Annotated in this window: 14 protein-coding genes; 7 read left to right on the plus strand and 7 right to left on the minus strand. The window is 74.6% G+C overall.

What is annotated here, in order from left to right:
• Positions 1-72: 72 nt before the first annotated feature.
• The gene (locus tag ACIA8L_RS12445; RefSeq protein ID WP_395903482.1) at positions 73-861 is read right to left on the minus strand and encodes an FkbM family methyltransferase; all 789 of its coding nucleotides are present in this window, start codon (positions 859-861) and stop codon (positions 73-75) included.
• Between the two features lie 200 nt (positions 862-1,061).
• Here ACIA8L_RS12445 and ACIA8L_RS12450 point away from each other — a divergent pair, with 200 nt between their 5' ends.
• The 4 genes from ACIA8L_RS12450 (at position 1,062) to rfbH (ending at position 12,470) form a co-directional block, all read left to right on the plus strand.
• Entirely contained in the window at positions 1,062-8,672 is a 7,611-nt protein-coding gene (locus tag ACIA8L_RS12450; protein WP_395903484.1) for an amino acid adenylation domain-containing protein, read from the plus strand.
• A 1-nt stretch (position 8,673) separates the two neighbouring features.
• Entirely contained in the window at positions 8,674-10,026 is a 1,353-nt protein-coding gene (locus tag ACIA8L_RS12455) for an MFS transporter (RefSeq protein WP_395903486.1), read from the plus strand.
• Between the two features lie 133 nt (positions 10,027-10,159).
• The gene (locus ACIA8L_RS12460) at positions 10,160-11,167 is read left to right on the plus strand and encodes an NAD-dependent epimerase/dehydratase family protein (protein WP_395903488.1); all 1,008 of its coding nucleotides are present in this window, start codon (positions 10,160-10,162) and stop codon (positions 11,165-11,167) included.
• Positions 11,160-12,470 carry a lipopolysaccharide biosynthesis protein RfbH gene (gene rfbH / locus ACIA8L_RS12465; protein ID WP_395903490.1) on the plus strand — a complete coding sequence of 437 codons (1,311 nt, stop codon included), beginning with the start codon at positions 11,160-11,162 and terminating at the stop codon, positions 12,468-12,470. The genes ACIA8L_RS12460 and rfbH overlap by 8 nt, the downstream gene beginning before the upstream one ends.
• 5 nt (positions 12,471-12,475) lie before the next feature.
• Here rfbH and ACIA8L_RS12470 read toward each other — a convergent pair whose 3' ends face one another.
• Positions 12,476-13,693, minus strand: coding sequence for a nucleotide disphospho-sugar-binding domain-containing protein (locus tag ACIA8L_RS12470; protein ID WP_395903492.1), 1,218 nt, complete (start codon positions 13,691-13,693; stop codon positions 12,476-12,478).
• A gap of 176 nt (positions 13,694-13,869) precedes the next feature.
• Between ACIA8L_RS12470 and ACIA8L_RS12475 the strand changes: the two genes are divergently transcribed.
• From ACIA8L_RS12475 to ACIA8L_RS12485, 3 genes are all read left to right on the plus strand, one after another.
• A complete protein-coding gene (locus ACIA8L_RS12475) occupies positions 13,870-14,781 on the plus strand; it encodes a menaquinone biosynthetic enzyme MqnA/MqnD family protein (RefSeq protein ID WP_395903494.1) in 912 nt (303 codons plus the stop codon).
• 28 nt (positions 14,782-14,809) lie between these two features.
• Positions 14,810-16,006 (plus strand): cyclic dehypoxanthinyl futalosine synthase, encoded by a 1,197-nt coding sequence (mqnC, locus tag ACIA8L_RS12480; protein ID WP_395903496.1) that lies wholly within the window; start codon positions 14,810-14,812, stop codon positions 16,004-16,006.
• A gap of 63 nt (positions 16,007-16,069) precedes the next feature.
• Positions 16,070-16,831, plus strand: a complete 762-nt coding sequence (locus ACIA8L_RS12485; protein WP_395903498.1) for an NAD-dependent epimerase/dehydratase family protein — start codon at positions 16,070-16,072, stop codon at positions 16,829-16,831.
• Between the two features lie 22 nt (positions 16,832-16,853).
• Here the strand turns inward: ACIA8L_RS12485 and ACIA8L_RS12490 are convergent, their stop codons facing one another.
• Genes ACIA8L_RS12490 through ACIA8L_RS12510 form a run of 5 tightly spaced genes read right to left on the minus strand, consistent with a single transcriptional unit; the run spans position 16,854 to position 22,009 of the window.
• Positions 16,854-18,050, minus strand: coding sequence for a macrolide family glycosyltransferase (locus ACIA8L_RS12490; RefSeq protein ID WP_395903501.1), 1,197 nt, complete (start codon positions 18,048-18,050; stop codon positions 16,854-16,856).
• On the minus strand, positions 18,047-19,021 hold the full coding sequence (locus ACIA8L_RS12495; RefSeq protein WP_395903503.1) for a hypothetical protein: 975 nt from the start codon (positions 19,019-19,021) through the stop codon (positions 18,047-18,049). Before ACIA8L_RS12495 ends, ACIA8L_RS12490 begins: the two co-directional genes overlap by 4 nt.
• A 4-nt stretch (positions 19,022-19,025) precedes the next feature.
• On the minus strand, positions 19,026-19,973 hold the full coding sequence (locus ACIA8L_RS12500; protein ID WP_395903505.1) for a hypothetical protein: 948 nt from the start codon (positions 19,971-19,973) through the stop codon (positions 19,026-19,028).
• Positions 19,970-21,238, minus strand: a complete 1,269-nt coding sequence (locus ACIA8L_RS12505; protein WP_395903507.1) for an activator-dependent family glycosyltransferase — start codon at positions 21,236-21,238, stop codon at positions 19,970-19,972. The genes ACIA8L_RS12500 and ACIA8L_RS12505 overlap by 4 nt, the downstream gene beginning before the upstream one ends.
• Before the next feature lie 15 nt (positions 21,239-21,253).
• Positions 21,254-22,009, minus strand: coding sequence for a thioesterase II family protein (locus ACIA8L_RS12510; RefSeq protein ID WP_395903510.1), 756 nt, complete (start codon positions 22,007-22,009; stop codon positions 21,254-21,256).
• Positions 22,010-22,012 lie beyond the last annotated feature (3 nt).

The following is a 22,012-nucleotide window of genomic DNA, read 5'->3' on the forward strand; positions in this document are numbered from 1 at the left end:
GTCGCCGGGACCGAAGGTAGGTGGAGCGGCTTAGTGATTTTTCCAGACTTGCTGATCGCGAGCATCGCGGGATCACCCTCCGGTCGTCGTCACCTCCGGGCGTACCGCGTACACCGTGCGATAGTTCAGGTGCGCGAGAGCCTCCGGCGTCTCGACGTTGAGCGCGAAGCCGTGCCCGGCGAGCAGGTCGCGGACCGCTTCGAACATGCCGCCGAGGTCCTGCACCTCGACGACGATCCGGTGGAGTCGCGGCCAGTCGGCCTCGTCGATGCCACCGAGGACCTCCAGCTCCGCGCCCTCGACATCGATCTTGGCCAGGTCGATGGTGGTCAGTTCGGGGTGACCGGCGAGCACGGTGGAGAGGCGCCGCAGGGGTACTTCGACCGCCTGCCCGCCGTACAGGCTGTCGCCGACGCTCGTGCCCCAGTCGGCGCTGATCCGGGCCCGGTCGAACTCCTTGAGCTCGGGGTAGCGCGTCGAGTTGCCCGGGATGTTCGGGTAGAACGTGAACGGCACGCCCGGGTCGTCGACGGCGCCGAGGCCGACGGCGTGCACGGTGACCCCCGCGGCTCCGTGCAACGCCAGGTTGGCCCGCAGCGCCTCGAGGGCGGCCGGGGCCGGCTCGAACGCGTGGATGCGGGCCGAGGGGCAGATCCGCTTGAGCGCGAGGCTGAAGAGCCCCACGTTGGCGCCGATGTCGAGGACCGTCCCGCCCGGCGGCACCGTGACGCCGTGCTGCAGGTACGTGTGGTCGACGAACGTCTCCTGGTGGATGGCCCGCAGCTCGATGATGGCGCCCGGCGTGTTGACGCCGTAGCAGCCGAAGTCCGGTTCGAGCTGCACGAAATCGATGGTCGGCATTGGCTACGGACCCGTCCTCTCCGGTACCCCCGTGGACGATGTGGCTTGACTTCCGTTTGAATTTGCTTTCTCTTTGTTTATGCCCGTCTATGTGGGTGTCCGTCAAGTGGCAAATGTCGCGAGAGCCCGCCGCTCCTAACGAAGTCCCTAGTCCGCGTCGTGTTGCCTGTTTGCATGTCCATAACCTCGAGAGGGATCCGATGACCGCCGGCGTCAGCACCGGGCCCGGGCGCCTGTCGCCGGGCGCGCGCACGGTGCTGGAGCAGCGGCTGGCCCGCCTGGCCGAACTGGCCGGCGGCGACTCCCGGCCGGCCATCCCGCGCGGCTCCGGTCCCCGCCCCGTGTCCCCGGCCCAGCAGCGGATGCTCTTCCTCGAGGAGCTGGACCCCGGCCGGCCGACCTACCACGTGATCTTCAACCTGCGCCTCGACGGCCCGCTGGACGCCGACGCGCTGGAGACAGCGCTGCGGGGCGTCGAGGCGCGGCACGAGATCCTGCGGACGGTGTACCGCCGCGACGGCGCCGGCTATACGCAGGTCACCGGCGACGCCACGCTGCGGCTGCGGCGGCTGGAGCGGCCCGGCGCGACCGACGCCGAGCTCGACGAGCTGGCCCGGGCCGAGTACGGCCGCCCGTTCGACCTCGCCGCCGGACCCGTGTGGCGGGCCGTGCTGGCCCACACCGGCCCGCGGCGGCACCACCTCGTGCTGACGCTGCACCACATCGCCTTCGACGGCTGGTCCGTCGACGTCCTGGCCCGCGAGCTCGCGGCCGGCTACGCCGCCGCGCTCGGCCGCGATCCGGCCCCGGCCGCGCCGCCGGTGCAGTACGCCGACTTCGCCGCCTGGCAGTGTGCCCGCCTCGACGACGGCGGCTACGACGACCAGCTCGACTACTGGACCGACCGGCTGGCCGGCGCGCCGCAGCGCCTGGAGCTGCCGTCCTTCGGACCGGCCGCGGGCGCGGGCGGCGCGGTGGCGCGGGCCCGGGTCGGACCGGCCCTGGCCGCGGCCGTGCGCGACCTCGCCCGGGACCGTGCCGCGACCCCCTTCATGGTGCTGCTCGCCGCCCTGCACGCCCTGCTGCACCGCTACAGCGGCGAGCGTGACGTGCTCGTCGGCACGCCGGTCGCCAACCGCGCGCGGCCCGAGCTGGAGGGACTCATCGGGCTGTTCGTCAACACCGTCGCGATCCGGGCCGACGTGCGGCCGGCCGCGCCCTTCGCCGAACTGCTCGCGGAGGTCCGCGCCGCGGCCGCGGCCGCGCAGGCCCACCAGGACGTGCCCTTCGAGCGGGTCGTCGGCGCGCTGCCGGTGCCGCGGGACGCGCAGGCGAGCCCGCTGTTCCGGGTGCTGTTCGACTGGAACAGTTCGGCCGCCCGCACCGGCACCGCGCTGCGCCTGGGCCCGGTCACGGCGACGCTGGTCGAGCGGTTCCGGCCGGAGACCGCCAAGTTCGACGTGAGCCTGGCCGTCGCCGAGCACGCCGGCGCGTTCGAGCTGGAGCTGGAGTATCGCCGTGACCTGTGGGACGCCGCCGGTGCCGAGCGGGTGCTGGGGCACTACCTGACGCTGCTGAGCGCCGCGGCCGCGGCGCCGGCGACACCGGTCGGGGACCTGCCGCTGCTCGGCGCGGCCGAGACGGCGCTGCTGACGACCGGCTGGCAGGGGCCGGCCCGTGCGCTCGGCGGCCCGCACGACATCACGGCCGCCATCGCCGCGCGGGCCGGCTCGGACGAGGAAGCCCTGGCCAGCGGGGCCGACCGGGTGACGTACCGGGAGCTCAACGCCCGGGTCGACCGGCTCGCCGGGCACCTGCGCGCGGCCGGTGCCGAACCCGACCGGCCGGTCGGCGTGCTGCTGCACCGCGGCATCGACCTGGTCGTCGCGATCGTCGCGGTGGTCCGGGCCGGGGCGCCGTACCTGCCCCTCGACCCCGATCATCCGGCCGAGCGGACCCGCACCGTCCTGCGCGACGCCGGCGCCGCGCTCGTCGTCACCGTCTCGGCGCTGACCGACCGGCTCACGGGCACCGAGACGGCGGTGCGGCTCGACGCGGACGCCGACGCCATCGCGGCGCACCCGCCCGCGGGGCCCGCTGCGACGATCCGGCCGGAGCACCTCGCCTACGTCTTCTACACCTCCGGCTCCACCGGCCGGCCCAAGGGCGTCATGGTCAGTCACCGCGCCGCCCGCAACCAGCTCGCCTGGCAGATCGAGCGGTTCGGCCTTGGCCCCGGCGCGGCCGTGCTGTTCAAGACCAACGTGACCTTCGACGACTCGGTCGTCGAGCTCTTCGCCACCCTCAACGCCGGCGCCCGGCTCGTCATCGCCGCGCCCGGCGGGCACCGCGACCCGGTGTACCTGCGCGACCTGCTGGCGGCCGAGCGGGTCTCGTACGTCCGCTTCGTGCCCACCATGCTCGCCGCGCTGCTCGCACACGGCGGCGACACTCCCCTGCCGCACCTGCGGGTCATCAAGAGCGCCGGGGAGGCCCTCAGCCCCGAGGTCCGGGCCCGCTGCCTGACGACGCTCGACGCGGAGCTGTACAACGCCTACGGCCCCACCGAGACCGCCGTCAACGTCACGGCCGACCGGTGCCGGCTCGACGGCGACCCGCGGGTGCCGATCGGCGCCCCGACCACCAACGTGCGCTGTTACGTCCTCGACGCCGAGCACCGGCTGCAGCCGGTCGGTGTGCCCGGCGAGCTGTGCGTCGGCGGGGTCCAGCTGGCTCGCGGATACCTCGGCCGGCCCGGGCTGACCGCCGACCGGTTCGTCCCCGATCCGTTCGGACCGCCCGGCGGCCGGCTGTACCGCACCGGCGACCTCGTCCGCTGGCGCGCCGACGGCCGCCTGGACTTCCTCGGCCGCCTCGACCGGCAGGTCAAGCTGCGCGGCTTCCGGGTCGAGCTCGGCGAGGTCGAGGCCGTCCTGGCTCAGCGGGTCGGACCCGCGGCCGTCGTGGCCCGCACTGACGGCCCCGGCGGACCGCGCCTGGTCGCTTACGTCGCCCCGCCCGCGGCGGCCGGCACCGACCCGGCCGAGCTGCGGGAGTGGCTGCGCGGCCGGCTGCCCGAGTACATGGTCCCGGCCGTCGTCGTGACGTTGCCGGAGCTGCCGCAGCTGTCCAGCGGCAAGATCGACTACCGGCGGCTGCCGGAACCGCCGCGGGAAGTGCCGGTCGCCGCCGCGTACGCCGCTCCCCGCGGCCCGGTCGAGGAGACCCTCGCCGGGCTGTGGGCGGAGGTCCTCGGCGTCGGGCGGGTCGGGCGCGACGACGACTTCTTCGCCCTCGGCGGGCACTCGATGCTCGCCGTCCAGTTGCTGTCCCGGGTCCGCGACACCATGGCCGTCGACGCACCGCTGCGATGGGCCTTCGACGCACCCACCCCGGCCGGGTTCGCCGCCCGGCTGGCCGGGACGGGCCGCGCGGACGCCGCCGCGCTCCCGCCGGTGCCCGCGGCCGGCGCGCCGGTGCCGGAGCTGTCGGCCGCCGAGACCGGGCTGTGGCTGGTCGATCAGCTCGCCCCGGCCGACCCGGCCTACGTGGTCCCGGTGGTCAGCCGGCTGCGCGGCCCGTTGAACCCGGCCGCGCTCGTCGCCGCGCTGCGGACCCTGCCCGCGCGGCACGAGGCCCTGCGCACGACCTTCGCGGCGCGGGACGGCGCACCCCACCGGGTCGTCCGGCCACAGCTGGACCTGGCGGTCGCGCGGCACGACCTGCGGGCCGAGCCCGAGCCGGCGCGGGCGGCCGCGCGGGAGCGGCTCGTGCGGGCGATCACCGACGCGCCGTTCGAGCTGGCCGTGTCCCCGCTGGTCCGCGGCGCGCTGATCACCGTCGCCGACGACGAGCACATCCTGGCGCTCGCGTTCCACCACGCCGTCGTCGACGCCTGGTCCCTCGCGGTCCTGCACGACGACCTGGTCGCCGCCTACGACGCCGCCGTCACCGGCCGCCCCGGGCCCGCCGGACCGGCCGCGCGGACCGCGAGCGACTACGCCCGCTGGCAGCGCGGCCTGGAGCGGGACGAGCGCTTCGACCGGGAGCTGGCGCACTGGCGGGACCGGCTGGCCGACCTGCCGCCCGGCCCCGAGCTGCCCGCGGACCGCCCGCGCCCGGCCCGGCCCGATCCGGCCGGGTCCGCCCACGCGTTCACCGTTCCGCCGGCGGTCGCCGCGGCCGTGCGGGAGCTGGCCGCGGCCGAGAGCGCCACGCCGTTCATGGTGCTGCTCGCCGCCTACACGGCCCTGCTGCAGCGGCTCGGCGGGCGGGCCGACGTGGTCCTGGCGATGCCCGTCGCCGACCGGGCCCGTCCGGAGCTGGAGCGCGTCGTCGGCCTGCTCCTCAACACGGTGCTGCTGCGGGTCCGCGTGCGCCCCGCGGGGTCGTTCCGGGAGCTGGTGCGGGCCGTGCGCGGCGCCGTGCTCGACGCGTACGAGCACCGCCAGGTGCCCTTCGCCCGGGTCGTCGAGCGGCTCGGCCTGGACGCGGCGGCGCTCTCGCGGTACACCGTCACCATCGACCAGCCCCCACCGGCCGCCGCCCTCAGCGGCGGGGTCGTGCTGGAGCCCGCACCGTTCGTGCCGGCCGCGGCCAAGGCCGAGCTCAACGTGTCCTTCATGGACGGTCCGGACGGGCTCGGCGGATCGCTGGTGTACCAGACCGCCCGCTTCGACCCCGCGACGATCGCCCGCACCGCGGAGCAGCTGCTGAGCCTGCTCGGGGCCGCGCTCGACGCCCCCGACACCCGGGTGGAGCGCCTGGACCTGCTCACCGCCGCCCAGCGGGCCGACCTGCTCGGCCCGCCCGACGATCCCGGACCGGCCGAGGCACTGCACACCCTGGTGCTGCGCCAGGCCCGGCGGCGCCCGGACGCGACCGCACTGGTCTGCGCCGGCACCACGGTCACCTACCGGGAGCTGGCCGAGCGGGCGGAGCGGCTCGCCGGCCGGCTGGACGCGCACGGTGTGCGCCCGGGCGACGTGGTCGCACTCGCGCTCGGTCGCGGCCCGGCCCAGCCGGTCGCCGTCCTCGCGGTGCTGCGCCTCGGCGCCGCCTACGTCGCCCTCGACCGCCGCCACCCCGCGGCTCGGCACCGGCAGATCCTGGCCGACAGCGCCGCCCGGTGCGTCGTCACCGACCTGGGCGGCGACTGGCCGGTCCCGGCGGTGCCCGCCGACGGGGCGGGCCACCTCGCCCCACCCGTCGTGGAGGCGCCGGACGCGGTCGCGTTCATCGCGTACACCTCCGGCTCCACCGGCACGCCCAAGGGCGTCCTGACCCGGCACCGGGCGGCCGCGGCCTACCTCACCCGGTACGTCATCCCGACGCACGGCCTCGGTCCGCACGACACGGTGCTGCAGCTGCCCGCGCTGGCCTTCGACGCCTCGGTCCGGGACCTGTTCGGGCCGCTCGCCGCCGGGGCGCGGGTGGTGCTGGTCGACGACGACGCGGCCGCCGACCCCGCCGCACTGCTCGCCGCGATCGACCGGGAGGGCGTCACCGCGCTGCTCAGCGTCGTGCCAACAGTCCTGCGGGCGCTGCTCGCCGAGGCAGCCTCCGGCTCGGGGGCGCGGCTGTGCCGGATCCTCAGCGCCGGCGAGGTCCTCGACCACCGCGACGCGGCCCGCGCGGCCGAGGCGTTCGCCGGGCGGCCGGTGGTCGTGAACCAGTACGGTCCGACCGAGACGACGATGACCGCGACCTGGCACCGGGTCGAGACCGCGCCGGGTGCGACCGGGCCGGCACCGATCGGCCGTCCGGCGCCGGGCGTCCGGGCGTGGGTCGTGGACCGCGGCGGCGAACTGGCCCCGCCCGGCGTCCCGGGTGAGCTGTGGATCGGCGGGGACCGGGTCGCCCTGGGCTACCACGGCCGCCCCGCACTGACCGCGGAGCGCTTCGTGCCCGATCCGTTCTCCGAAGTGCCGGGATCACGGGTGTACCGCACCGGCGACAAGGTCTACCGCGACGCCGACGGCACCCTGCACTTCGTCGGGCGCGACGACGACCAGGTGAAGATCCGCGGCAACCGGGTCGAGCCGGCCGAGGTCGAGGCCGCCCTGCGCGACCTGCCCGGGGTCCGGGAGGCGGCGGTGGTCGTCGCCGGCGCCCCGGGCGCGCCGCGACTGGCCGGGTTCGTCGCGCCCGAGGGCCTCGACCTGGTCGCGCTGCGGGCCGCGCTGGCCGAGCGGCTGCCGGAGTACCTCGTCCCGGCCACGCTGCACGCGCGGCCCGCGCTGCCGCGCACGAGCAACCAGAAGGTCGACCGGGCCGACCTGGTCATGCGGGCGGCGGCCGCGGAGCCGGCCGGACCCGGCGGCGGTGACGTGCCCCGCAACGCGGCCGAGCGGCGGGTCGCGGCCCTGTTCGACGGGCTGCTCGCGGCCGAGGGGGTCGGCGGGCCGCCGTGCGGCCGCAGTGCCGACTTCTTCACCCGTGGCGGCCACTCGCTGCTGGCGGCCCGGCTGGCCGGCCGCCTGGGCGTGCCGCTGCGGACGGTCTTCGAACTGCGCACGGTGGCCGCCCTGGCCACCGCGGTCGACGGGGACCGGCCCGCGCGGGCCGAGCCGGACCGGGGCGCGTCCGCGGACACCGGCCGGCTCACCCCCGCACAGGCGTTCATGGTCCGGCATCAGGCGGCCGACCCGCTGAGCCCGATGTACAACATCAGCTTCTCGGCGCTGTTGCACGGCCCGCTCGACGAGGTCGCGCTGGTGCGCGCGGCCGACGCGGTGGCGGCCCGCCACCCGGCGCTGCGGACCCGCTTTCCGGACGGGCGCGGCGAACCGGTCGCGGTCGTGGAACCGGTCGGGCCACCCGAGATCGTGCGGTGCCCGGCGCCGTCGGCCGCCGCCGCGATCGCGATGGCGACGGAGCAGTTGCGGCGCCCGTTCGACCTGGCCGCCGGGCCGCTGCTGCGAGTGGCACTGATCCGGCTGAGCGCGGACGAGCACCTGCTCGCCGTCATCGTGCACCACGCGGTGGCCGACGGGTGGTCGCTGAGTGTCATCCAGCGCGACCTGGCCGCCTACTACGCCGCGTTCGCCGAGGGCCGCGCGGTGACCCTCCCGCCGGTGGGCGGCTTCGCCCCGGACACCGGCGACCCGGACCCGGCCGATGGGGCGTTCTGGGCCGGGCGGCTGCGCGGCGTGCCGGTCGACGTGAACGCCACGGCCGACCGGCCCCGGCCGCCGCAGTGGTCGACGGCGGGCGCCGTGCACCATTTCGACCTGCCCCCGAAGCTGACCGAGACGGTGCGCGACACCGCCGCGGCGACCGGGGCGACGGCGTTCATGGTGCTGTTCGCGGCCGTGCAGCGCTGGCTGGGCCGGCAGACCGGGGCCGAGCGGTTCCTGGTCGCGGTGCCCGTCGCCGACCGGACCGCCGACGCCGAGCACGAGGTCGGGCCGTACGCGAACATCCTGCCCGTCCGGGCCGACCTGACCGGCCCGCCGGACTTCGGCACCCTCGTCGCCCGGGTGCGCACCGAGATGCTGGCCGCCTGGGAGCACCAGCACACGCCGTTCGAGTCCCTCGCGGCGGAGTACGGCGGCGGCCTGCACCCGCCCCTGTGCCGATTCATGTTCGGGATGCAGAACCTGCCGCCCGGCGGCGACCCGCTGCCCGGCCTGGCCGTCGAGCGGGTCGACCTCGACCGCGGCACGTGCCGGTACGACCTGCACGTGCGCTGCCGCGAGACCGAGGACGGGATCTCGGGCTGGATCGAATACAGCACCGCGCTGTTCGACCCGGCCACCGTCACGGCCCGCCTCGAGGACCTGTTCGCCGTGCTCGCCGAGGCGGTGTGACGTGCGGGTCTTCAACGTTCTCTGGGCCGGCCAGATCGTGTCGCTCGTCGGCTCGTCGGTCACCGCGTTCGGCGTCGGCATCTGGGTCTACGCCCAGACCGGGTCCCCGGCCGCGTTCACCCTGCTCGTGCTGGCCGCCTCGCTACCCGGGATCGTGCTGCTGCCGATGGCCGGGGCGCTGGTCGACCGCTGGGACCGCCGCCGGGCCATGCTGCTCAGCGACGCCGGCACCGCCCTGGTCACCACGCTGGGCCTGATCCTGCTGGCGACCGGCGCCTTCGCGCTGTGGCAGCTCTACGTCATGGCCGTGCTCCTGTCGGTCTTCAAGGCGATCCAGTGGCCGGCGTTCTCGGCGCTGGTGAGCGAGATCGTGCCGCGTGGACAGCTCGGCCGGGCCAACGGCCGCATCGGCCTGGCCGAGGCGGTCGGCGAGGTCCTCGGCGCGGTCCTGGCCGGCAGCCTCTACGCCGTGCTGAGCCTGCGTGGCCTGCTGCTCATCGACGTGCTCACGTTCACCGCCGCGCTGGGCACCATGCTGTGGTCGCTGCGCCGCCTGCCGCCCCGGGCGCCGCGGGCCGCCGGGGACCGGGAGCCGCTCGGCGGGGAGCTGAGCGCGGGCTGGCGGTTCATCCGGGCCCGGCCCGGCCTGTCCGGGCTGCTCACGTTCTTCGCCGTGCACAACTTCGGCATGCAGCTCGTCATCGTGCTGGTGCCGCCGCTCGTCCTGACGCTGTCCGGGCCGGCCGCCTACGGCATCGTGGAGGCGGTCGGCTGGGCCGGCATGGTCATCGTCGGCGCCGTCATCAGCGTCACCCGTCAGCCGCGGCACCGGGTGCGGGCGATCCTGATCGTCGGGGCCGTCCACGGGCTGCTCGTCGCCGCGATGGGGCTCACGCACAGCGTGTGGGCGGTCGCGGCCGGCATGTTCGCCATTCTCGGCGGCTGGGCCGTCACCAACGCGGTGACCGCCACCCTGTGGCAGCTCAAGACGCCGCTGGAGGTGCAGGGCCGGGTCTTCGCCGTCCGGCGGATGCTCGCCTGGTCCGCGCAGCCCCTCGCCTACGCCGTCGCCGGGCCGGTCGCGCAGTACACGGCCGCGCCCCTCGTCGACGCCGGCGGCCCGCTCGCCTCGTCCCTGGGCGCCGTCACCGGGGGCGGCATCCCCGGCGGGATCGCGCTGCTGTTCCTGGCGGCCGCCCCGCTGCTGCTCGGCATCGTCGCGCTCAGCGCGCTGCGGCCCCGGGTGCGGCGGCTCGAGTCCGAGCTGCCCGACGTGCCGAAGGAGCCCGGCCCACCACCGTCCGATGCGCCGGACGAGGTCCAGCCCGTGGCCGCCACCCCGAGCGCGGTCTGACGTGGCGCACCCACCGGCGCCGCGGACTCCGGGGATTCCCCCAGACTTCTCCTGGGCGCGTCCCGGGGCGGCCGCCGGTGGCGCACGATGCTCACCGGCGGGGGCATGCCGCGCGACGATCCGGGAGGCCGCCGTGGAGACCAGCCGAGCGGGCCGATCAGGCCCCGGACGCGCAGTGCTGCTCGGCGCGACCGGGTTCGTCGGGCGCGGCATCGCGGCCGGGCTGCTCGACGCCGGCTGGCGGGTCACGGCCGTGGCCCGCGGGCCGGCCGGCCCGGACCCGCGGTGCGCCACCGTGCGCCTCGACGCCGCCCAGGCGCCGGCGGAGGCGATCGCCGCCGTGACCGCCGGGGCCGATCTGGTCGTCAACGCCGCCGGCGCGCTGTGGGGCGTGACCGACGCCGAACTCGACCGCGGCAACGTGATGCTGGTCGAGCGGCTCGTGGCCGCGCTGGCAGCCGGGCCCGGGCCCGGACCCGTTCGGCTCGTACACCTCGGCTCCGTGTTCGAGTACGGCGAGCAGCCGCCCGGGCCGCCGCTCACCGAGGACCTGGCCGAGCACCCGGTCAGCCGGTACGCACAGACGAAGCTGGCCGGGACCCGGGCCGTCACCGGCGCCGCGACGGCCGGCCGCATCGACGCGGTCGTGCTGCGCGTCTCGACCGCGATCGGGCCGTGGGCGCCTGCGCAGAGCCTGCTCGGCGGCCTGGCCCGGCAGCTGGCCCGGGACGGCGCGGCGGTGGAGGTGCCGCCGCTGTCCGGGCACCGTGACTTCGTCGACGTACGGGACGTCAGCGACGCCGTGCTGTGCGCGGCGGCCGCACCGGCGGTACCCCCGGTGGTCAACGTCGGCGGCGGGCGGGCCGTGGCCGTAGCCGACATCGTCGGCCTGCTCATCGCCCGGGCCGGCGGCGGTGGGCGGGTTACCCAACGGGCCGGGGCCGCCGCCCGGCGCGACGCCGGGGTCTCGGCCCGGCCGATGGACATCGGCCTCGCGCACCGGGCCCTGGGCTGGGCCCCGGCCCGATCGCCGGCGGAGGCGATCGACGCGCTGTGGCGGCACACCCGGCCGGACGGCACCAGCGGCGGGACCGCAGCAATCCCGAGCTTCGCAGCGAATGGAGACACCGCAGATGGTTGACGAGGTCAAGCAGCTCATCCTCGAGCAGACCCGCAAGCTGCACCGCGACCGCGCGGCCGGCGAGCAGGGATTCGTGCCGGGGGTCACCCCGATCCTGCCCTCCGGGGCCGTACTCGACGAGGACGACCGGACCGCGCTGGTCGAGCAGGCACTGGAGATGCGCATCGCCTCGGGTGCGGCCGCGCTGCGCTTCGAGCGGCTCTTCGCCCGTGCGATCGGCGTACGCAAGGCGCACCTGACCAACTCCGGCTCCGCGGCGAACCTGCTCGCCGTGGCGTCGCTCGGCGCGCCCGAGCTCGGCGAACGGCGGCTGCGGGCGGGCGACGAGGTCATCACCGTCGCCGCGAGCTTCCCGACGACCGTGAACCCGCTGCTGCAGCACGGGCTGGTCCCGGTCTTCGTGGACGTGGACCTCAGGACGTACAACACCACACTCGACCGGATCGAAGCCGCCCTGACGCCGAAGACCCGCGCGGTCATGATGGCGCACACGATGGGCAACCCGTTCCCGGTCGCCGAGATCGCCCAGCTGTGCCGGGACCGCGGCCTGTTCCTGGTCGAGGACAACTGCGACGCGGTGCTGGCGACCTATCAGGGCCGGGTCACCGGCACGTTCGGCGACTACTCGACGGTCAGCTTCTACCCCGCCCACCATCTCACCATGGGCGAGGGCGGCTGCGTGCTCACCGACAGCCTGGAGCTGGCCCGCATCGTCGAGTCGATGCGGGACTGGGGCCGCGACTGCTGGTGCGAGCCGGGGCAGGACAACAAGTGCCTCAAGCGCTTCGAGTATCAGCTCGGTGATCTGCCCTACGGCTACGACCACAAGTACATCTTCTCGCACGTCGGCTACAACCTGAAGACGACGGACATCCAGGCGGCGCTGGGCCTGAGCCAGCTCACGAAGATCGCCGACTTCGTCGACGCCCGCCGGCGCAACTGGCAGCGGCTGCGCGAGGGGCTCGACGGCGTGCCGGGCCTGATCCTGCCCGAGGCGACGCCGGGCAGCGACCCGAGCTGGTTCGGCTTCGTCATCACCCTCACCGAGGACGCTGGCTTCCACCGGCGCGAGATGGTCGACTTCCTGCAGTCGCGCAAGATCGGCACCCGGCTGCTCTTCGCCGGCAACCTGATCCGCCAGCCGGCCTACCGGGACGCCGTGTACCGGGTGAGCGGCGAGCTGACCAACAGCGACATCATCACCGAGCGCACGTTCTGGATCGGGGTGTACCCGGGTGTGACGGCCGAGATGATCGACTACATGGTCGAATCCATCAAGGAGTTCGCGCAGCGACGGGCCTGAAGCGGTCAGGTGGCCAGCTTCTCGAGCCGGGGCAGGACGTCGACGGGGGACGGCCGGTCCTCGGCCGCCCGCCGCAACTCCGCCGCGGCGAGCCGGTGGGCCGGGCCGTCGAGCAGGCCGGCCGCCGCGGCCCGGATCGACGCCACGGTCACAGCCGGCCCGGGTATGTGCCGGGCGGCGCCCGAGGCGGCCGTGCGCCCGGCGGTGCAGGCCTGCTCGCTGGCGAACGTCAGCATCAGCTGGGGTGTCCCGGTGGCGATCGCCGTCATGGTGCTGCCCGAGCCTCCGTGGTGTACCACCAGATCGCACTGCTGCAACAGCGGATGCAGCGGGCAGTACTCCAGCACCCGCGTCCGCGGCGGCACGTCGCCGAGCGCGGCGGCGTCGGCCCGGGTCGCCGTGAGCACGATCTCGACGTCGAGGCCGTCCAGCGCCTCGAGGATGTGCGGCAGCGCGTAGGAGCGCGGGCCGGTCATCGTGCTCAGCGCCGTCGACCAGGTCACGCAGACCCGGGGCCGGTCGATGGCGGGCAGGGGCTCCGGCGGGGTGCCCGGGCCGTTGTAGGGCACGTACCGCACCGCGATGCGCTCGGCCCGCGTCGGCGGCGCGATCGCGTCCGGGCACGGGTCCAGCACGTGGCGGACCAGGTCCGGGCTGAACGGGCCGGCACCGTGGCGCTCGAACGAGCCGCCGAGGTCCGCGGGCAGCAGCCGGAACGGCGACGCCGGCTCGTGGGTGCCGACCGGCCCCCACAGGCCGAGGACCGCGGGCACCCCGAGCACCATCGCGGCGAGCAGGCCCTCGGTGCTGACCGGGTCGTGGATCACCAGGTCCGGCCGCCACGACCGGGCATAGGCCACCGCGGCGTCGTGGCTGCGGGCGGAGCCGGCCGCGTACCGGGCGCCGTCGGCGCGGGCATACGCCGCGGTGTCGAAGTCGGCCAGGGACGCCATCGCCGCGCCGGTGACCGGGTGCAGGGGCGTCCAGGGGTAGGGCCAGTCGCCGTCGAGGGCTTCACGAACGTAGGACAGTCTGTTGTGGACGGACATCTCCATGCCGTCGAGGATCGGCACCGGGGCCAGCCCGGCCCCGGCGACCGCGTCGCGCTGCGAGGGCATGCACAGGACCCGCACCTCGTGCCCGGCGGCGCGCAGCGCCCACCCGTACGGCACCAGTGCGGCGTAGTGGGTCGGCCACGAGGAGACAGTGAACAGCACGCGCATCCGGGACCTCCTGGTCGGTTCGGCCGTTCCCAGGATGCCGCCGGGCCTGCGCGGCGACGGCGCACCGGCGCCAAGAACCGGGAAACACCCAGACTTGACGTGCATCCGGCCCCGAACGGTGGTCGCGCGCGCGGCCGTGATGGATAGTGACCGCATCGTCGACCCGGGGAGTGCACATGCCAGTTTCACCCGGTACCGCACCGGCTTCCGCGCACGGCGGCGCGGTCCTCGCACCGGCCCGGCCGGTCCGGCCGCGGGTCGGCCACATCGACTTTCTCAACTGCGTGCCGCTGTTCTGGGGCCTGGCCCGCACCGGCGCGCTGCTCGACCTCGACCTGCACCGCGCCACCCCGGACCGGCTCAACGACGCGCTGGCCGCCGGCGCGCTGGACATCGGGCCCATCAGCCTGCTGGAGTTCCTGCGCCACGCCGATGACCTGGTGGCACTGCCCGACATCGCGGTCGGCAGCGACGGCCCGGTGATGTCGTGCCTCATCGTGAGCCGGGTCCCGCTCGAGGAGCTCGACGGTGCGCCGGTCGCGCTGGGCTCCACCAGCCGCACGTCGGTGCGCCTCGCGCAGCTGCTGCTGCACGAGCGGATCGGGGTGCGGCCGCGGTACTTCACGGCCGAGCCGGACCTCGACGCCATGCTGCGCGACGCGCCCGCGGCCGTGGTCATCGGCGACGTCGCCCTGCGGGCCGCGCTCACCGAGGCCGAGCGGCTCCGGCTGCACGTCCACGACCTCGGTGCGATGTGGCGCGAATGGACCGGGCTGCCGTTCGTGTTCGCGGTGTTCGCCGCGCGGCGGGACTTCCTCGCGCGGGAGCCGGAGACGGTGCGGCGGGTCCACGCGGCGTTCCTGGCCTCCCGCGACCTCTCGCTGCGGGAGGTCGACGAGGTCTGCGAGCAGGCCGCCCGGTGGGAGCCGTTCGACGCCGGGACCCTGCGGCGGTATTACATGACCGCGCTCGACTTCAGCCTCGGCGATCGGCAGCTGGCCGGCATCGCGGAGTTCGCCCGGCGGGTCAGCGACGCCGAGGCCGGGTTCCCGCCGGACGTCGACGTGCGGCTGCTGCCCAGACCGTGAACCATCGTCATTTCCCGAAAGGTTCGACATGGCCAGTTCTGTCAGCGCGGTGCTCGACCGAGCCGCCGCCGGAGGACGTATCAGCCCCGAAGAGGCGCTGGAGCTTTACCGTTCGGCGCCCCTGCACGCCCTCGGCGAAGCGGCCGACGCGGTACGCCGGCGCCGGTACGCGGGCGTGGAGCACATCGCGACCTACATCATCGAACGCAACATCAACTACACGAACGTCTGCGTGACGGCGTGCAAGTTCTGCGCCTTCTACGCCCCGCCGAAGAGCGACAAGGGCTGGGAGCGCGACCTCGACGACGTGCTGCGCCGGTGCGCCGAGACCGTCGAGCTCGGCGGCACCCAGATCATGTTCCAGGGCGGGCACCACCCGGAGTACGGGGTGGAGTACTACGAGCGCATGTTCGCCGCCATCAAACAGGCGTACCCGTCGCTCGTGATCCATTCGCTCGGCGCCTCCGAGGTCCAGCACATGGCGAAGGTCTCCGGCGTGACGCCGAAGGAGGCCATCGAGCGCATCCGGGCCGCGGGCCTGGACTCGTTCGCCGGCGCCGGGGCCGAGCTGCTGCCGGCCCGGGCCCGCAACGCCATCGCCCCGCTGAAGGAGAGCGGCGAGCGCTGGCTGGAGATCATGGAGATCGCGCACAATCTCGGCGTCGAGTCGACGTGCACGATGCTCATGGGCACCGGCGAGACCAACGAGGAGCGCATCGAGCACCTGCGGATGGTCCGCGACGTGCAGGACCGCACCGGCGGGTTCCGCGCCTTCATCCCGTACACCTACCAGCCGGAGAACAACCACCTGAAGGGGCGCACGCAGGCCACGCCGCTGGAGTACCTGCGGATGATCGCGATCGCCCGGCTCTTCTTCGACAACGTCAACCACATCCAGGGCTCGTGGCTGACCACGGGCAAGGAGGTCGGCCAGCTGTCACTGCACTACGGCGCGGACGACCTCGGCTCGGTGATGCTCGAGGAGAACGTGGTGTCCTCGGCCGGCGCCAAGCACCGCTCCAACCTGCTGGAGATGATCCACCTGATCCGGGCCGCGGGCCGGGTGCCGGCCCAGCGCACCACGACCTACGAGCACATCCGGGTGCTCGAGGACCCGGCGGACGACCCAATCGACGACCGCGTCGTGTCGCACCTGTCGTCCATCGCGGTCGAGGGCGGCGGCGTCGAGCCCCGGCGGATGCTGAAGGTGACACCGGTCGGATGAGCCACCCGCGTGGCGGCCGAGGCGCCGGCGTGCGGCCGGCGCCGCCGCGGTGGAGAGGATGACATGCAGATCGTCGGCAATGGCTTTCTCGCCAGGAACCTGCGCGAGGCGTTCGGGGATCGGTTCCCGGGAGTGACGGCGTTCGCGGCGGGGGTGTCGAGCACCTCGGTGACCGACCCGGTGCAGCTGGACCGGGAGGCCGAGGCGCTCTACGACGCCCTGCGGCAGTGCCGGGCCGCGGGCAGCGCGCTGCTGTACTTCTCCACCGCCTCGTTCGCGATGTACGGCACCACCGAGGCACCGGCGACCGAGGACGGGCCGCTCTACCCCCCGTCGACCTACGGGCGGCACAAGCTGGCCCTGGAGGCGTGCGTGCGGGCCGGCGGCGGCCCGCACCTGGTGCTGCGCCTCGCGCACGTCGTCGGCCCGTATCAGCGCCCGCACCAGCTGCTGCCGGCGATTGTGAAGCAGGTGTGCACCGGCACCGTCACCGTGCACCGGGGCGCGCACCGCGACCTGCTCGACGTGCGCGATCTCGTCGTCGCCATCGACGGGCTGCTGAGCGCGGACGTGCGCGACATCGTCGTGAACGTGGCGTCGGGCCGGCCCTGGCCGGTCGAGGACATCATCGACGGCGTCGCGAAGCGGCTGGGGACGGCGCCCGACCGCACCTACCGGGCCCGGCCCGTCTCGCGCACCGAGGTGTCGCTGCGCCGGCTGCGTGAGCTCGTGCCCGGCTTCGGCGCGGACGCGGACGGGCCCGGATACCTCGACATGCTGCTCGACCGCTACGTCGACCGGCAACTGAGCGCGGCGACGCACTGAGGCCGGCGCACCGGGCGCCGGCCTAGCGGCTCCGCTCGAGAGCGCCGGCCGCCAGGGCCCGCTCCACCATGTCCGCCGCGAGCGTCGCCCCGCCGCTCGCCCGGAGCGCGGCCCGCATCGCGGCTACCCGGGCCAGGGTCTGCGGGTCGTGGGCGAGGGCGTCCACGGCGGCCCGCAGGGTGGCCGCGTCCAGCCGCTCCGCCTCGAGCAGCCGGCCGACGCCGAGCTCCTGCAGCCGCCGCGCGTTGACCCGGTTCTCCGGGGTGTGCGGCACGACGACGAGCGGGCGGCCGAAGTACAGGGCCTCCAGGACGCTGCCCATGCCCCCGTGGCACACGAGGACAGCGGCGTGCGGGAGGACGGCCAGGTGCGGCAGCCACTCGTGGGCCTCGATGTTCGGCGCGCTCAGCCCGGCGGGCAGCCGCTTGCCGCGGCCGAGTGTCATCACGACGTGCCAGGCACCGTCGGCGAACGCCTCGGCGCACATGTGGAACACGTGCTCGCGCTCGTTGGACTCGGTGCCCATCGAGACCAGGGCCACCGCGACGTCCGGGTCCGGCGGGCGCCAGTCGACGGCGGGCGGCGCGCTCGGCAGGCAGTGGCCGACGAAGGTGTACCGGTCGTCGAAGGTCTCGCCCTTCGGCTGCAGCTCGCGTGGGAGGAGTACCAGATTCCGGGCGTCCTGCGGCGACATCATCGCCCACTGGGCGTCCGGGTCCGGCTCGACCGTGGCCAGTACCCGCAGGATCGTCTCCACGCCGTCGTGCACGGCCGGGGAGTCGGGGTCGAAGACCTCGGCGTGCAGCGACCACTGCTCGTTGGAGGCGAGGTACGGGAAGAACTGCACGGTCGCGCTGCCCCATTCGCGGGCCAGGATGCGCGCCGAGACGAAGCTCTCGAAGTCATACACGATGAGGTCCGGCCGGTCGGCCGCGAACCCGGCGCGGGCCGCCGGCAGCACCTCGCCGGTGGTGTAGCGCAGGATGTCCAGGCCGAGCTCGGCGATCTCGTCGGCGTCCACGTGCCCGGCGCTCAGGCGGCGGCGGGTGGCCGCGAAGGGCATCAGCGACGCCCCGACGGCCTCGACGGCCGGGCCGTAGTCGGGACTGAGCATGTACGTCACCCGGTGCCCGCGCTCCACGAGGAGCCGGGCGATCTCGAACGTCGGGTTGACGTGGCCGTAGTCGGGGAAGATGAAGAACGCGATGTGGTGGCTCATCGGACCCTCCGGGGCGGCATGACGACACCGGTCTCGAAGATGCCGGCGGTGACGGCGGGCAGGTCGGCCGGGGACTCGATGTGCACGACCGGGAACGGGAAGTCGATCCAGCCGCGCGGCAGCGACGGGCCGAGGACCAGGCCGAGGCGGGTACGGTGCCGGCGCATCTCGGCGCTCATGGCGTCGATGCGGATCGTCTCGACCGCGTTGCGGCTGAACATGTCGGCGACCTCGGCCGCGGTGGTGAGCGTGCGCTGCTCCAGTGCCGAGCACAGCGGCAGGACCGGGTCCTTGATCGCGACCTCGGCGATGAGCGGGGCGATCGAGGCGCGCACCGGCTCGCGCAGCGGCGTGTGCACGGCGACGGTGTTGGGTTCCTGCAGCTGCACCGAGCCGACGGTCGTCTCCGCGGCCAGTCGCTCCAGGCTCTCGCGGTACCCACCGAGGAGCAGGATGCGGAACTGTCCGGTCGGATGGGTGCCGAAGTCCCCGGCCAGCCAGACGCCGTCGCGCTTGGGCTCCACGAGCAGCTCGATGTCGTCGTCGACGGGCAGGAACGCCACCGCGATGCCCTCGGCCGGCGCGCCCGGGTCGCGCGGCCCGATGTGGTCCATGCGCATGAGTAACTCGAAGACGGCCCGGCGGGGTAGCGCGCCGGCCAGGCAGCTGCTCACCATGGACCCGAGGCTGAGCCCGCCGACGGCCGCCGGGTGGATGCCGAACTGCTGGCCGAGGACGTCGTGGATGCCGATCATGGCGGCCGCGAGGGCCACGGAGCCGTGCCGGGAGCGGGTCTCCGGGTCGGCGCCGGTGTCCTCGCGGCGGCGCAGCAGCAGGTCCTCGTCGACGCCCGTCCACTCGCTGACCGAGGCGTAGAGGCGCTGCATGCACGGGTTGGCGGTGTGGAACTCGGCCACGCCGCGCGGGTCGTAGTTGAGCAGGTTCGTGCCGAAGATGAATGCGATGCTCACGGGTTCAGCCCTTCAGACTCTGCAGTGCCTCGTGCTCGCCGACCGCGGCGACGGCCTGGTCGAGGTGCTCGGGCGCGTCGACGTACACGACCGGGAACGGGAACTCGAAACCGTCGCGCGGCAGCGTCGGGCCGAGCACGACCCCGAGCCGCACGCCGAGGCGGCGCATGCGGTCGCTGAGGTGGTCGGTGTGCACCGGCTCGACGACATTGCGGCTGAACTCGGCCCGCACCAGCGCCGCGCTGTGCAGCTCGCGCGGCTCCAGGGACGAGCACATCGGTACCGCCGGGTCGGTGAAGTCCATGGCCGCGGTGCGCCGGGCCACCTCGTCGCGGGCGCGGTGACGCAGCGCGCAGTGCACGGCGACGTCCTCGTCGCTGAAGACGAAGTACTCGGGCGGGTACCCGGCGGCGAGCTCTTCCAGCGCGTCGCGGTAGCCGCTGAGCAGCAGCATGCGGAACGCCCCGCTGGTGTGCAGGCCGAAGTCGCCGCCGAACCAGATGCCCGGGCGGGTGCCGTAGAACTCCTCGTAGGTCTGGCCGAGTGGAAGTACCGCGGCGACGCACCCTTCGGGCCGGGCCGGGTCCAGCGGGACATCGTCCTCAGCGGTCCGGGCCAGCAGCTCGATGAGCTGCCGGCGCGGCACGGCGCCGGCCAGCGCGGCCGCGACCATGGCGCCGAGGCTGATCCCGCCGACGACGGCCGGTCGCACGCCGCGCTCCCGCAGCACATCGGCGATCCCGAGCATGGCCGCGGCGAGGCCGAGCGAGATGGTGCGCGAGCGCACCACGGGGTCCTCGCTGCCGCGTACGAGCAGCTCCGGGTCGTTGCCGCTCCACCGCCCGACGCCGGTGTAGCTGTCGCGCACGGCCGGGCACTGCTCGTGCAGGGCGATCAGGCCGGCCGGGTCGTAGTTGAGGTTCTTCTGCCCGAGGATGAACGCGACGGTCACGGCCGGCTCCAGCCGGGCAGCCGCGACCCGGCGGCCAGCCGCTCCAGCTCGCCGACGATCGACGAGGGCGCCGGGCGGCCCGTCGCCTCCCGCCGCAGCGCGTCCGCGCCGGCGGCGAAGCCGGGCTCGGTCACCAGCCGGTGGACGGCGTCGCGGATGCCCTCCGCGGTCATCGCGTGGTGCGGGATGAGCAGGCCGGCCCCGGCGTCCCGCAGCCCGGTGCCGCGCAGGATCTGGTCGGCCACGGCGGTGGCCACGAACAGCTGCGGCACGCCGTGCACGAGCGCGGTGGCGTAGCTGCCGAACCCGCCGTGGTGGATGAGCGCGGCGCAGCTGGGCAGCAGCGCGTGCAGCGGTACCGAGGAGACGACGCGGGCGTTGTCCGGCACGGTGCCGAGCTCCGCGACCTGGGCCGGCAGCAGCGCCGCGACCACCTCGACGTCGAGGTCGGCGAGGGCTTCGAGGATCGCGCCCTTGGAGACGTAGTCGCCGCCGTACCGCTCCGTGTTCGCCGCACCGAGGCTCAGGGCGACACGGGGCCGGGCGGGCGGCTCGGCGAGCCAGCCGGGGACGACCGCCGGGCCGTTGTACGGCACGAACCGCACCGGTACCCGCCGCACGTCGGACGGCACGGAGAGCCGCTCGGGCAGCGGGTCGAGGGTCAGCTGGCCGGTCACGAGGTCCTCGCCGAACGCGCCGCCGAACTGCTCGGCGTGCCACCCCAGCCACTCGGCCATCGGGTCCTGACGCAGCGCCTCGGGCTGTTCGTCGCGCAGCTTCAGGAACAGCTGCCGCTTCATCACCCACACGTCGGCGAAGCACATGGAGCGTACGTGGGCGGCGCCGCTGGCGCGGGCGGCGATGGCCCCGGCGTAGGTCAGCGGGTCCCAGACGACGAGGTCGGGCCGCCACTGCCGGGCGAAGGCGACCAGGTCGGGGATCATCGGCTCGTTGTAGTACGCGAAGCCCCAGGCGCCCATCTGGGCCCGCTCCAGCTCCTGCGCGTAGGTCAGGCGGGCCGGGTCGAGCTCGCTCCAGTCGACCGACTCGACCTCCTGCGACTCGCGGTGCTGGGCCATCGCCGAGCTGATGTTGCTGTCGTCGCCGACCCCGACGGCGGTCATGCCGGTGCGGGCGATCACGTCGGTGAACGCGGGCGAGCTGGCCACCCGGACCTCGTGCCCGGCGGCCCGCATCGCCCAGGCGATCGGGGTCAGGCAGAACAGGTGCGACTTCTCCGGCAGCGTCGCGAACAGCACACGCATGTCGAACTCCTTAGGTTATGCGGCCCGCAGCGAGGCGCCGACCAGGGCCAGGACGGCGGAGATGTGCTCGGCCAGGAAGAAGTGGCCGCCGCCGTACACGTGCAGGACGCTGCGCCCGGCGGTGTGCTCGCGCCACGCCTCGGCCTCCTCGACGCTGACCTTCGGGTCGTCGTGGCCGGTGAGGACCGTGATCGGGCACCGCAGGAGCGGACCGTCGCGATACTCGTAGGTCTCCGCCGCCTTGTAGTCGTTGCGCAGGATCGGCAGCACCATCCGCAGCAGCTCCTCCTCGGCGAAGACCCGGGTGTCGGTGCCGCTGAGCGAGCGCATCTCGGCGATGATGCCGTCGTCGTCGCGGCGGTGCACCGACTCGTCCCGGTTGCGTGACGGCGCCCGCCGCCCGGAGGCGAACAGGTGGACCGGCCCGCGGGCCTCGGCTTCGAGCCGGCGGGCGACCTCGAACGCGACGGTGGCGCCCAGGCTGTGGCCGAACAGGGCGAAGGGCCGGTCCAGCGCCGGCCGCAGGACCTCGGTGCAGCGGTCGGCGAGCGTGTCGACGTTGTCGATGAGCGGTTCGTGGCGGCGCTCCTGGCGGCCCGGGTACTGCACCGACAGCACGTCCACCGCGGCGCTGAGCCCGGCCGCCATCGGCAGGAAGTACGGCGCCGAGCTGCCCGCGTGCGGGAAGCACACGAGCCGGACGGGGGCGTCGTCGTGCGGATGGTACCGGCGCAGCCAGGCGTCGGCTGTCGGGTTGGTCGCGATGGTCATCGA

The organism is Dactylosporangium sp. NPDC051541, assembly GCF_044454505.1.
Taxonomy (GTDB): domain Bacteria; phylum Actinomycetota; class Actinomycetes; order Mycobacteriales; family Micromonosporaceae; genus Dactylosporangium.

Coding starts and splice junctions, on each gene's coding strand:
- ACIA8L_RS12445 (WP_395903482.1), bottom strand. CDS start 861: ATGCCGACCATCGATTTCGTGCAGCTCGAACCGGACTTCGGCTGCTAC.
- ACIA8L_RS12450 (WP_395903484.1), top strand. CDS start 1,062: ATGACCGCCGGCGTCAGCACCGGGCCCGGGCGCCTGTCGCCGGGCGCG.
- rfbH (WP_395903490.1), top strand. CDS start 11,160: ATGGTTGACGAGGTCAAGCAGCTCATCCTCGAGCAGACCCGCAAGCTG.
- ACIA8L_RS12470 (WP_395903492.1), bottom strand. CDS start 13,693: ATGCGCGTGCTGTTCACTGTCTCCTCGTGGCCGACCCACTACGCCGCA.
- ACIA8L_RS12475 (WP_395903494.1), top strand. CDS start 13,870: ATGCCAGTTTCACCCGGTACCGCACCGGCTTCCGCGCACGGCGGCGCG.
- mqnC (WP_395903496.1), top strand. CDS start 14,810: ATGGCCAGTTCTGTCAGCGCGGTGCTCGACCGAGCCGCCGCCGGAGGA.
- ACIA8L_RS12485 (WP_395903498.1), top strand. CDS start 16,070: ATGCAGATCGTCGGCAATGGCTTTCTCGCCAGGAACCTGCGCGAGGCG.
- ACIA8L_RS12490 (WP_395903501.1), bottom strand. CDS start 18,050: ATGAGCCACCACATCGCGTTCTTCATCTTCCCCGACTACGGCCACGTC.
- ACIA8L_RS12505 (WP_395903507.1), bottom strand. CDS start 21,238: ATGCGTGTGCTGTTCGCGACGCTGCCGGAGAAGTCGCACCTGTTCTGC.
- ACIA8L_RS12510 (WP_395903510.1), bottom strand. CDS start 22,009: ATGACCATCGCGACCAACCCGACAGCCGACGCCTGGCTGCGCCGGTAC.